Raw genomic sequence first — 12,638 nt, 5'->3', positions numbered from 1 at the left:
GTGAACTCGCATCATCCGGTTACACTTGCTACAATGTGTTCGAGGAAGTTCTACATGGATGTAACAGGGATACTCAAAAAAATTGAAAAGTAGCCACGTCCGATCTTTCACAGCAATATCTTTCACTGGTTAATCAGGCACGACAATGAGCACAAGAAAATGCAGCTCGTTTACGTAACTTCACATATACGTCTAGTTGATTGATTTCCAGGCAAAAGTCCACACGGTCTATGTACCATGGTTCAGGTATTTGCAATAATTCCTCTAGTAACCTTCATTCAAATTGGCTAAGATTTGAAAACACTATCCTCTACTGGATATATTTATTTCCAGTATGGACAGTTAAGTTATGAGTTAAACACTGCTAATGGTGGCGAGAAAGTAGAAAAGCCCTTCAAGGAAGGGCTCTTTATATGCTTGCCTAAAGCAGCATATAAAATCTCGATTTTTTCATTCTTTATAAATAAGATAAACCTAAAGCAGGTACTACTATACTAAACTCTGCATTCGTCCTCTCCCTAACTTTTTCTTCTTTATTGTCTTATTATGATCTTGGTTTTTGCAGCCTATTGGCCTTGATGCTTTGTTTTTCTTCTCTTTTCCTCGGGTTTGGTTTTGTCGACGATCCCCCAGGGTTATGACGCTACTGGCGGTCTACGATAGGTTCACATTCTGCACGATTCTCTTTTAGAGCTTAAGAATACTCCACCACATTAGATATACAGAGTATATCCATTACGAAGAGATAAACAGATACATACGAAGAAGTTATCCAATCTATCAAAACAGAATGGATAAAAATTTTGATTGAGGATTAGCTTGTAATCTGAGTTACCGGTTTGTGTAACGATGGGAAATGGAAAATTTATTAGACCAATAGAAAGACAGGTATTACCTATGCCTACCATAACGGGCCCTACTGGTACAAAGAAAAACAGCAGTCTCGTGCAAAGCTTACGCTGATCAGAAGAGTCGACCAAAACCGGTGAGATCAAGCCTACCCGAGCGTATCGGAGAGAGCCACAGGATGAGTCTACATCTCCTGCGAAGAAACGTGGCCCTGTACAAATTACCAATTTTCTGCGTATTTTCTATGGTGCAACGTACCTGTTCGAGCAAATCGGACAGAAAACTGATGTGGAAGCCAATCTCAAGACCTGCTTCCGGGACAGCTACAAGAAAATCCTGTCCATCGCCTATTATCTGATTTTGGAAGACAAAAACTTCCTCAGTCGTTTTCCCCACTGGCAGCGTATGCATGTTCATCCCTAAGGCGCAGATATTCCTCCTCAACGAAGCAGCGAGTTGTTTCAGTCAATTGAAGAGGCACAGCGTATGGCCTTTTTTTGAGAGGCAAGGGAAACGGCGCATTGAGAAAGAATATTGGGTCTTCGACATGAACATGATCTCCAGCTACTCGAAGATTCCGAAGTAAGTGAAGAAGGGGAAGAACAAGGAGCATGATCGGTTGCCCTGCGCTTCTCTTTGGAATCTGGTCTGCCCGAAAGCTTCCCAGGCATGTTACAGACGTCATGACGGTTCGGCAACTCATGCAAGAATTCCACATCATGGGTACAAGAAAGTAAGCGTTGTATGGATTGAGGCTTTTACAGTAAGTGTATTGTTGATCACCTTTACCAGAATCATCAAAAATTATCATCGACGTCTAGTTAATCCTCTCTTACTTCAAAGCTCATTTGGAAGAATAACGTGAACGATTGAAGCGTTGGTCGAATCTACATACACAGTACAGAACCTACGGCATCTGCAAATGAATTGACTGGGATTACGAGCATAGCGGCCATACAAAGTGTTAAATAGACACGCAGAGCCTATTACAATCCAGAAGATCAAGCGGACATGAATAAGTACCTGACCCGTTGCATCGAGATCCGCAGGAAGGCACATTGCGTTAGTATTGCCAAAAAGACTGCGCCAAACATTTTGAAGTGACGCAGACCCCCCAAGTGTGGACGGAATATCGTCCCCAGAGAGGACAAGGTGCTGGAGGCAGCACAGAATTATGGCTATTTTGCTCTGTTCTCCAACAAAGTCAAGAATCTGGATGAGGCTTTGTCACTGTACCGTAGTAAGGACATCGTTGAGAAGGCTTTCGATAATCTCAAAGAGCGGCTCCATTTCCGTAGAATGCAAGTTTTCCTCGGAAACTTTGCTTAATGGCAAGCTGTTTGTAGAATTTATTGCGCTTATTTACCTATCCTACGTAAAGAAACGAATGCAAGACGCAGGACTTTGAATCTTGGTCGATGCAGGGACTGCTCGATAAATTAGACAAAATAGAGCGGTTTGAAGCGCTTGGACACTGTCGGATTTTAGGTGAAGTGACGCAAAAACAGACTGATTTGTATCGAGTGTTCGGGTAGAGACTCCCTAGTTATAAATTCCGGGAACTATAGGTTGTAATTATTAACTGTCGATTACCTTTAATAGTGAAGGATGGGCGCGCCATTATTCAAAATTTCAAAATAGGGGTGTTCAATATGAGCAACAACGGTTATTTTGTCCATTTCGAGGTGCCGAATATCAACAGTACAGGTGTTGACGCAGAAGTCTATGCTATCTACACCAATAAAAACTCTCTATCTGCAAAAAATATCGGGAGTTCTTCTGTGTACAACTCCAACTATCAAGGTGTAAATGGTACATTTTTTGGTTCAAGCGGACTTTTAGGCATTGCTGTTCAAAATGGTAGCCCGATTGGAAACAACTCATCAGGCAGTAAAAATGGTTCGAGTACAGTTAACAGAACTCGAGGAACCTTATACTGTACTACTAGTGGAACAATTGGTGTTAAACGAGTAGTATACGCTCACGATCTTACTGGAAATATTGCAGATTTGAAATGGGCTTTTGGAGGACTCAGTCTCTGGCTAGACGAATCATTAAGCAAATCTACTTACGATTCTAGGCTTCAAAATTGGGAAGGATCTAACGGAGTTGGTGGTATAAATGATAAGCGACCAAGAACAATGTTAGGATATAATAGCAGCAATGGTGATGTGGTTCTTGCTGTGGCTTTCGACAAAAATAATACGAGTAGCGGTATTACTTTTTATGATGCTCGTTATATTATGTCGGGTTTAGGTTGTGATAAAGGGATTCATTTAGATGGAGGCAGTTCCAGTTCTATCCGCTTTATTGAAGATCATCAAGATATGGCTGACGAAGTTAGACGTTATCGAGCAAGTACGGCTGGCCAACAAAGTATGGCAGTGGCCAGTAATACAAATTTCCGGTATTCACCTTCTCCAATCGGAATTGGCCTTGGATAACATCATTCAAAAGATCCTGTATATTTACAGGGTCTTTTTTGATAAATATACATTGTTGAAACTATTTATCTATTGAAATCGTCTAATTAACTCAAGGGGGAATGAAACAATGAGAATGTTGATATGTTTAGTTTTGGTTCTTGCATTAACTGCTTGCTCCAATGAATCTAACATCGTTATAGAAGAAAAGATAAAGGAGAATCTACAGTTGGAAACAGAGAAGCCTAAGGAAAAAAAAGGATTGTCGGAACATAGTATCGACTTAGATATAAGTCAGGTTAAATTTGATGCGGATATGAAGCCAGATCTTAAAAATAAATTGCTAATTTACTTCAAAGCTTTGAAAGAAGCCGACCCAAAACAAGCAGCAGATATTTTTTATTTGGATCCAGAAAAATCCATAGGAGTGCTGTGGATGTTTGATATGCAGGATATTACCTCGATTGATGCTGTAGAAATAGATGCTTCCAGAAAATTGCCTGACGATTTCCTAGGTGAACATGGGTTGGCATCTGAATCAATTCTGCCTGCAATAGTGACTGTTGTTCATTATACAAAATCCAACCATTCCTATTCATTGAATTTCATTTTTGTTCAGTCTGAAAATGAATGGAAACTTTTTCGTGTGGATTAACTTTCCGACTAGCTATAAGAAGCAATCAATAACAGAATCCTCTTCAGTTAAAATTTACACGTGCGAATAATTGGTGTTCAACTTTTGAAGCATAGATTTGCATAGATTTAATTGTGTTTATGGTGTGATGATCGATCTTTTTGGGCAGCATGAGTATCCAGTCATCTTTTACTCATCATATTAATATAATTGTAACACCTTCATTTCAGTATTTAACGGTTGCATCAATGTTACAACCATCTTAAATGAAGATCTATTGTTTCTACTTAACAATCAAACAAATTCGCGGATTTCAATGCGATACAGAACGGTTTTCCGTGGGATTTACGTAAGTTTATTGCAATCAAAACAGGACATTTGGTTATATACTAGAATATATTTATAATTATTAGTATCATTTATATGGCAACTGGAGGAATTGGACGGGTTATGTATAGAACGTTAGATATGATATTTCACTGTCAGCATAAAGGGGATTTTCATCGATGGGAAAATGGATATGGATCTTCATGTTTTGTATGTCTATTATGATCTCCTCATGTTCATCGGAATCACAAACCCAGCAAGTAGAATTAACTCAAGAAGATCACTTTCCCTATGAAATCAAGATGCTAAATCAAAAGGACGGCTGGGCATACCGTACACATGTGAAAGAGGAGCTTGCATTACGCTATACAACAAATGGTGCTCAAAATTGGCATCATACTGAGATAGAAGAAGCGTATCTATTGCATGCTAAAGTATATATACTTTCTGAAGAAACGGTGTATATACTGACTTCTCAAAATCAATTGATTCGGACAAATGATCGGGGAGTGACATGGAAGATAGAATCGCTGCCTCCAGTGAAAGGAAATGCACAGCTATCATGGATAGATGGAAGCAATGGCTGGCTGATGGATGTGTATGATACGGGATTGCACTATAGTTCAGCGGACATGTATACGACATCTAATGGAGGAGAAAGCTGGACACTACTCTCGAGTACGTCTCAGTCTACAAGTGGACTGACTTCTGATGGATTTAAGACAAACCTGTCTTTTAAGGATACGTTGAAGGGATGGGTTTCAGGAAATGTAGTTACGGATCAAATCCCTTGGTTGTATGCAACGACGGATGGCGGATCTAAGTGGGAAAAACAATATTTGGAAAATCCTGTATCTCAAATGAAAGAACTAACAAGTTTCACCGTTCACAACCCCCAGATTTTCTCTGATACCATGATCGTGTCTGTAGAATACAAATGTGAAACCTTCATTTGTATCGATTTCTTCAAGAAGCAAATAGAAGGTTCTATTTGGACATATATCCATACTTTTAAACTTTCACCTCAGAGTGAACAATCTACGGTGACCATCCAATTTCTGAATCAAAACGAAGGCTGGTTATCAGACCTTCATGCCATCTATCACACGGTAGATGGTGGGATGAGTTGGGATCTGATGTATAAAACGAATGAATACATGATCTCAAACCTGCAATTTACGGAAAATCAAATCGGCTGGATGGTGGCAGGAAACAATAAGATACAAAACCTGTATACATCTATGGATCAAGGGGAGACGTGGATAAAAGAGTCTGTTCAAATTCAATAAAAAGGGTGAAAAACAAAACCCTCCCTACTTGGCTCATTCACCATGTGGGGAGGGAGTGATTTACCCGTTCATCTCATCTATTATTCCGCCAAAAAGCCTTTCTCTCTGAGGTCTTCTCTGTTGAAGTACATCGTATCATTCAGGAAATACACTTCAATACCGCTGAATTCCGCCGTAGTGCCCTCCTTTTTGTCGGAGGCCAACAATCCGTTGAGCAAGATCCGCGTCCGATTTCCGCTAATCATATATTCCCAGTGTGTAATAATTTTCTTCACTTCATCCTCTACGGGATATTCCATCAAATCGATTCCGGCATCCGTTAAGTCCGCTTCGGAAATCCACTTCTGATTGAAGGCATCTGCTTCTTTTTTTCGAATCTCAAGCATAGGGAGGACGAATTTTTCGAAGTCTTCTTTGTTAATAAGAATACTTCCACTTTTATCTTTTTTCATTCTGACCTGATTGAATACCTGCTCGCCTGTAAAATCATATCGGTACCCGACCACTTCATAGAATTTGAAGCGATTCTCAACCGTATAGAAGTAAGGATATTCAGTGAAATGAAAACCTTCATAAATGCCACTGCTGACACCATAAATGGCCTTCAATTCTTTGTGCGTTAACCAGGCTTCGTTCACACGTTCCATTTCATTAAATTCTTCAGCGACGTAACGGATAATGTGGTCTTCGAGATCCTTTCTGTAGAAAAAGAGGTTGCCCCTCGAATCGGACATGACCCTGATTTGATTAAATTCCATGTAACCATTCGGGTAGTCATAGAAGTTATAATAGTCTGGCAATGGATGAATAACGGAGATCCCGACATCCAGGTCCAACCATTGCAGATATGGATATTCGTAACCTCTCGGGTATTCATTCAACTCCAAATTATACTCGTCCAGGTCGGTTGCGGAAACCCAGTCCTCGTTGTAGATTCGGAACGAAACGGCATCCGGCATTACTTCGTTATTTAAGTATGCATTGACATGCTTCTCTGCATAGTTGAGGAGCCCTAGCTTGTCGATCCAATCCACATATACTTGTCCGAATGTATCGTAAAACCATTGTTCGGAGAATGCACCCTGATTGCTCAGGAAGGAGACGATCTCAGAGGTGTCAGAGAAATAGGTATATAATTGTTTTCTTGTACTTGTATAGGTGACACCATCATACGACCATTTGATCCTTTCATTCATATTTTCAGGCTTTTTCAAATCATAGGCAATCGATGTGGAGGTGATTCCGCCCTCATTAGCATGTGTGAAATAAACCACATAATCTTTTTCCTGCGGATGTCCGTGCAGGATTTGGTAGCCGGCATATTTTCCAGTACCCTTGGATGTCGAATAGGCACTCACCATTTTTGGATGAGGAATATCTCTTTTGCGGCTGACATAGGTTTCTTCACTATCTGCAAGGCTGCTTGCCTGTCCAGGTGACGCGATAACCGTGTTGGAAGCCGCATCCCAGGCAATGGACATTCCGAATGCTTCCAGCACTTTGCGGATCGGGCAATAGGTTCGGCCATCACGGATGAGGGCAGTTGTATCATTTTTCACTGGTTTACCATTGATATAGATATAGCTTTGATTGATTGGCGCATATACTTCTACGCCATTATAAGTCGCGTAAGGCTGTTGTTTATTCTCATCCCACTTTACTTCAGCACCAAACGCCTCGAGTGCCACTCTGAACGGAACCTGGGTTCTTCCACTGGCATCGACGAATGGATAGCCTGTCTCATTCGTAAAATGCACTTGTTTTCCATCGACTTGGATATGTATAGATGACGTTTGCGCATCGGAGGACCCGACCATCACCCCGATCCATAAAATAAAAGCAACCATGAGACCAAAAACTGTTTTCTTCATGACACAACCCTCTCTACCTGAATGAATTTGATTTAATATAAACAAGTCAGCGTATGTATACGCCCATTTTGCAGTTCATTCACCATGAGAAAGAGAAAAAGTGATAGAGCTTGCAATAATCGGCAATATGTAGATAATGATAACATACTGATACTTGCAGTACAAGAATCAATCGATGCGGATGAGCATTTTGCTGTTCCGGTTAGAAATTAAATCTGAAGGTGGTAGCGTAGATTGAGAAAATGGAAGATTTGGCTTATCCTGATCCTTGCCCTTATCGGATTGTGTTGGTGGCATGAGATTCCTGCGAGTCCGTCCATTGACAAACAAACTGCGGAAAGAATCGCTTTAGGGAGAGCCTTTGAAGAACATGGAGCGAGAGAGTATGAGATTGCGCTTGAAGTCTATCAGTTTGTTGCGCGCCGCAAACAGATAGAAGCGGAATATCCGTTCTGGTTGTCCCATCAGCGGAAAATCTATTTTAATGTCCTTATCAAGGATAAAAACTCCCCGGCAACCATCACAAGCCGGGATCAAGGGAAAGGGTACATGCATCCGGAAATCTATACCATTGACGGCGAAAACGGGAGTTTGATCATCAAGCAATCTCAATAAGAGAACACAATAAGGAATTCAATTTCATGCTGATAGGGTCTGGATGATGACATATTACAGAAGACTTACAGCAAGTGAACTGGATTGAATCGGGTGATGCAGCAGGAGGTAGCGGTGTTGAAAACGAAGATAAGTGTATGGTCTGAAATGGCATTCCTGCAAAATGCGGCATGAATTGTCGGGTGAACGGATGGTAAAACTCGTATGATCAAGAAAGGGAGTGAGTATATGGATTGGGTGAAGCAGTTGAATGCGTCCATCAACTACATAGAAGAACATTTGACAGGAGATATTTCCTATGAAGCCATCGCCAAAATAGCAGGATGCTCGGTATACAATTTTCAGCGGATGTTTTCATATATTGCAGACAAGCCGTTGTCCGAGTATATTCGCAGCAGACGACTGACGCTGGCTGCATTTGATCTACTAAACGATTCGGACCGAATCTTGGACATTGCGATCAAGTACGGATATGAATCGCAGGATGCATTTACCCGTGCCTTTAAGAACTTTCATGGGGTCCTGCCGTCTCGTGTGCGAAATGAAAGCGTTCAACTGAGATCCTGCCCCAAGCTCTCCTTCCAAATCACGATCAAAGGGGAGAATCATATGAATTACCAGATTGAATCGTACCCGGCCTTCAAAGTGATGGGCATCTCGCAAAAGATCGAAACGTCCAAAGCATTTGAAGTTGTGCCAGGCATATGGGAACAAGCCTGGAAAGATGGAACGATGCAGCGGTTCATCGACCATTTTCCAAACTACAGACCTGCCGGTTTCTTGGGCATTGCCGCAGGCGGGCAATGGGGAGATTCTGAACACATGCAGTATATTATCGGCGTTACCAGTGACATGGATGTAGAAGGCTGCAAGCATGTGCCCGCGATGGAAGGCATGGAGGAATTCGAATATCCTGCTGCCACATGGGCGATTTTTGAAGCAAATGGCGAATTGCCTGATGCCACGCAAAAAGTCTACAAGCAGTTTTATTCAGAGTGGCTGCCTAATTCTGGCTATGAGCTGGCAGACCTGCCGGTTATTGAATGCTATTTGCTGGAAAATGAGCAAGAGGTCTGGATTGCAGTCGAGAAGAAAAACAGCTAAAAAGAGTAATCCTGCAAAGACAAGTTTGACTGACCGTTATCCATGGCAAATGAATCATCAAGTAAATCAGATGAAAACACCTTCAAGCCCCGTGTCGCAGGATATGGGAACAGCATTGGAGGTGTTTTTGCGTGTGATCATTCCGTAAGGAAATGTTTGCAGCATGATGCGGCGGGGAGAAAAGAGTGTATATGTGATAAAATAGTACGTACACCCCAGCTAAAATAGCAGGTATACTAGGCTAAAATAGCTGGTATAACTATGATCAATCAGCAGGTAGACCAAGAAATCAGGGAAGTATGAATCCATTCTGCATATAAAGGCAGGTTTTGAAAGTGGACTTGTTCAGCTATGATGAACAAACGAGAGAAGCCAGTGTGAAGCATACTCTGCTCGCTGATCGAATGCGACCGCGAACACTAGATGAATACATTGGACAAGAACATATTGTCGGAAAAGGAAAGCTGTTGCGAAGAGCAATTGAGGGAGATCAGCTGACCTCCATTTTGCTGTACGGTCCTCCGGGCTGTGGCAAGACGACACTGGCTCATATTATTTCCTATCATACAAAAGCCAAATTTGTGCAACTCAATGCCGTAGATGCCTCCGTCAAGGACGTCAGAGAAGTGATTGAGCAGGCGAAGCTGAATCGAAGCCTGTATGATCAGCGTACGATTCTGTTTCTGGATGAGGTGCATCGCTTCAATTCCTCCCGCCAGGACGCCTTGCTGCCCGCCGTGGAGAAGGGGACGATCATATTCATCGGAGCCACAACCGAGAATCCGTACCATCACGTTAACGGCGCCCTGCTGTCCCGTTCGACGCTCTTCCAGCTGGAGCCCTTGACGGCCGAGCATGCGCGGATGGCCATGGATCGGGCGATGCGTGATACAGACAGAGGTCTCGGTGCGCTGAAGGTCAGGCTGGATGAAGAAGCGATGACCCATATATCCGATATTGCCGGCGGTGACCTACGCAGGGCGCTCAATGCACTGGAACTGGCGGCCATGACGACATCTCCTGATGAAAATGGGCATATCCACATTACGCTGGCAGATGCCGAGGAATCGATCCGACGCAAAAATGTAAAGGCGGACACTTCCACCCAGTATGATGTGCTGTCCGCCTTTCACAAGAGCATTCGCGGCTCCAGTGACGCAGCCTTGTTCTGGTTCCTGTATGCCGTAGACAAGCTGGGCATGGACCCTGTCACCTTTATCCGCAGACTGACCGTCGCCTGCAGTGAAGACATTGGTCTTGCGAATCCCCAGGCGATGGTGCAGGCAGTCAGTGCGATGCAGGCGTATAAACAGATCGGGTGGCCGGAATCCAAATACATCGTCGCCCAGGCGATCTTGTTTGCTGTAGAAAGCCCCAAATCCAATGCCATTGCACGCGCGATAGGCAAGGTTCAACGTGCGATAGAGCAGTCAGGCAGAGTAGAGGTGCCGCTTCACCTGCGTGATACGCATTACAAGGGCGCAGACAAGCTGGGGCACGTGGGCTATCAGTATCCGCATGATTATCCTAACCATTACGTCGACCAGCAGTATTTGCCGGATCACCTGCAGCGGTTGCATATCTATGAAGCGACCCGTCAGGGAATGGAAGAGAAGATCAAGATGAATCAGGAGAAGCGGGAGAGACAGAAGGGAAAAGGATAAGGTCGATTATACACCTCTCCGGTTTCCCCACAGCAGCGCATGAAGCTGAGGAAGGACGCGCACGTTGCGCAGTTCTTCTGATCTCATGACGCGGTCAACCAGACACGCATACTGCTTCAACAATTTTACGGCAAGCTTGTCAGGGTCCGTGCTGGTCGGATCATCATTTCCGGCCTGAATGATGAAAGGAACATCGGGATAACGCTGATGCACCTGAACGGCATAAGTCAGATCGATTTCGTCCATCACGACCACTTTTAGACTGAGCCCTTCGTTTCGGTCACCCTCCTTCCGTCTGGCGATGATCTTGTCCAGTACGATCCAATCCGTCTTCATGCCAGAGCTGGGTGGCTTCGGAGACAAGGTCAGATCATCGATCTCCATCAACCATTCCTGCCAGCGACTGCCTTGTGTTTCCAGCGCAATGCTGAACCCCCGCTCATGCAAGTTATCAATGAGTAAGGCCAGACTAGACAACAGAGCTGGATTTCCACCGGACAGCGTGACATGTGACCAACCAGAACCTCCGATTTTCCCCAATTCATCCAGTATCTCTTCTGCATGCATGTGGCGAATCTCATTTTTAGCCGAACCATCCCAGGTGAATGCAGAATCACACCAGTGGCACGAATAGTCGCAACCAGCTGTTCGGACAAACATGGTTTTCCGTCCAATGACAAGCCCTTCCCCCTGTATAGTAGGACCGAAAATCTCCAATACCGGGATCGTTTCTCTGCTGCTCATCGTGAATCTCCTTGTTTGGGTTTATAGACGACATAACTCGAAGGCGTTTCTCTCAGAAATACCTGTAAGCATCGCGCCCCGTTCGGCAGTGTATTCAAATAATCCTGGACCAGCTCTCCAATCATGCGCGCCACGATCTCTGTAGAAGGCAATCGCGCAGACTCGTGATGATCGAACCATTCATCCTCGTTCAGTACGGTATGATCAAATCGGTCATGGACCAGTTTCTTAATCGTCTTAAAATTGACCAGAAAGCCACAGTCATCCAGTTCGTCTCCGGCAATCGTCAAGTTCACCACATACGTATGCCCGTGAAGCTGGCTGCATACCCCTGCTTTTTCCCTTGGAATATAATGGGCTGCGGCGAATGAAAAATCTTTGTTCAACTCATAGACAAAGGAATGGGGAACTGAAGGGTAAGTCTGATAGATCATCTCTGTGATGCACCTCCCATTTGTTCGGAACGATTCAGGTAATCGTTCAGGCCAGCTTGACGCAATTTGCAGGCTGGACAGTCACCGCATCCCTCTGCGCGAACACCGTTGTAGCAGGTCAGTGTGCGCTCCCGAATAAATTCAAATGCATTGAGGTGGTCGGCAAGCTCCCACGTTTGCGCTTTGTTGAGCCACATAAGCGGCGTGTGAATGACAAAGGGATAATCCATAGACAGATTCAGTGTCACATTTAGCGACTTAATAAAAACATCCCGGCAATCCGGGTATCCGCTAAAATCAGTCTCGCACACCCCTGTAACGAGATGGTTGGCGCCGATTCCTTTTGCCCGTACAGCCGCAAAAGAAAGAAACAACAGATTTCTTCCGTCTACAGAGGTTGTGGGAAGCGCTCCTTCTTTTGTCTCGATATCTAGTTCATGGCGTGTCAATGCACTCGGAGCCAGCTGGTTTAACAAAGACATATCCAGCACCTGATGGGGGATACCCAGCTCACTGGCAATCTCGGCGGCAACGGACAGTTCCTCCCGATGACGCTGTCCATAATCAAACGTGACGGTCTCTACTTCAGCAAATCGCCGCATCGCCCAGAACAGACAGGTTGTACTGTCTTGCCCTCCGCTAAAAACCACGACTGCTTTTTCACTTGATCTCTCCATCATCTGC

The 12,638-nt window shown here is 43.9% G+C and carries 10 protein-coding genes and 1 pseudogene; 7 read left to right on the top strand and 4 right to left on the bottom strand.

Going from position 1 to position 12,638, the window contains the following annotated elements; all coding sequences use genetic code 11:
* Positions 1 to 890: 890 nt before the first annotated feature.
* The 4 genes and pseudogenes from ACFSUC_RS19255 (at position 891) to ACFSUC_RS02185 (ending at position 5,522) form a co-directional block, all read left to right on the top strand.
* A pseudogene (locus tag ACFSUC_RS19255) lies at positions 891 to 2,384 on the top strand (IS1634 family transposase).
* Positions 2,385 to 2,501: 117 nt separating this feature from the next.
* On the top strand, positions 2,502 to 3,293 hold the full coding sequence (locus ACFSUC_RS02195; protein WP_379927800.1) for a phosphodiester glycosidase family protein: 792 nt from the start codon (positions 2,502 to 2,504) through the stop codon (positions 3,291 to 3,293).
* Positions 3,294 to 3,402: 109 nt separating this feature from the next.
* A complete protein-coding gene (locus tag ACFSUC_RS02190) occupies positions 3,403 to 3,927 on the top strand; it encodes a hypothetical protein (protein ID WP_379927799.1) in 525 nt (174 codons plus the stop codon).
* Between the two features lie 485 nt (positions 3,928 to 4,412).
* Positions 4,413 to 5,522: a WD40/YVTN/BNR-like repeat-containing protein gene (locus ACFSUC_RS02185; RefSeq protein WP_379927798.1), complete on the top strand. Its 1,110-nt coding sequence runs from the start codon at positions 4,413 to 4,415 to the stop codon at positions 5,520 to 5,522.
* Between the two features lie 80 nt (positions 5,523 to 5,602).
* Here ACFSUC_RS02185 and ACFSUC_RS02180 read toward each other — a convergent pair whose 3' ends face one another.
* The gene (locus tag ACFSUC_RS02180; protein WP_379927797.1) at positions 5,603 to 7,393 is read right to left on the bottom strand and encodes a copper amine oxidase N-terminal domain-containing protein; all 1,791 of its coding nucleotides are present in this window, start codon (positions 7,391 to 7,393) and stop codon (positions 5,603 to 5,605) included.
* A 234-nt stretch (positions 7,394 to 7,627) separates the two neighbouring features.
* Here ACFSUC_RS02180 and ACFSUC_RS02175 point away from each other — a divergent pair, with 234 nt between their 5' ends.
* From ACFSUC_RS02175 to ACFSUC_RS02165, 3 genes are all read left to right on the top strand, one after another.
* Complete coding sequence (locus ACFSUC_RS02175) at positions 7,628 to 8,008, top strand: hypothetical protein (protein WP_379927796.1); 381 nt, start codon at positions 7,628 to 7,630, stop codon at positions 8,006 to 8,008.
* 228 nt (positions 8,009 to 8,236) lie between these two features.
* On the top strand, positions 8,237 to 9,112 hold the full coding sequence (locus ACFSUC_RS02170) for an AraC family transcriptional regulator (RefSeq protein ID WP_379927795.1): 876 nt from the start codon (positions 8,237 to 8,239) through the stop codon (positions 9,110 to 9,112).
* Positions 9,113 to 9,447: 335 nt separating this feature from the next.
* Positions 9,448 to 10,776 (top strand): replication-associated recombination protein A, encoded by a 1,329-nt coding sequence (locus ACFSUC_RS02165; RefSeq protein WP_379927794.1) that lies wholly within the window; start codon positions 9,448 to 9,450, stop codon positions 10,774 to 10,776.
* Positions 10,777 to 10,782: 6 nt separating this feature from the next.
* Here the strand turns inward: ACFSUC_RS02165 and queE are convergent, their stop codons facing one another.
* From queE to queC, 3 genes are read right to left on the bottom strand one after another with little or no spacing between them, the layout of a single operon-like run.
* Entirely contained in the window at positions 10,783 to 11,520 is a 738-nt protein-coding gene (gene queE / locus ACFSUC_RS02160; protein ID WP_379927792.1) for a 7-carboxy-7-deazaguanine synthase QueE, read from the bottom strand.
* Positions 11,517 to 11,954 (bottom strand): 6-pyruvoyl trahydropterin synthase family protein, encoded by a 438-nt coding sequence (locus tag ACFSUC_RS02155; RefSeq protein WP_379927791.1) that lies wholly within the window; start codon positions 11,952 to 11,954, stop codon positions 11,517 to 11,519. Before ACFSUC_RS02155 ends, queE begins: the two co-directional genes overlap by 4 nt.
* Entirely contained in the window at positions 11,951 to 12,634 is a 684-nt protein-coding gene (queC, locus tag ACFSUC_RS02150; protein ID WP_379927790.1) for a 7-cyano-7-deazaguanine synthase QueC, read from the bottom strand. The genes ACFSUC_RS02155 and queC overlap by 4 nt, the downstream gene beginning before the upstream one ends.
* Positions 12,635 to 12,638: the final 4 nt, after the last annotated feature.

It is taken from the genome of Marinicrinis sediminis (assembly GCF_042685085.1).
In the GTDB taxonomy this organism is placed as follows: Bacteria; Bacillota; Bacilli; order Paenibacillales; family KCTC-33676; genus Marinicrinis; species Marinicrinis sediminis.
The sequence above is the reverse complement of the archived record's forward strand: the minus strand, read 5'-3'. Positions and strand labels throughout refer to the sequence as shown.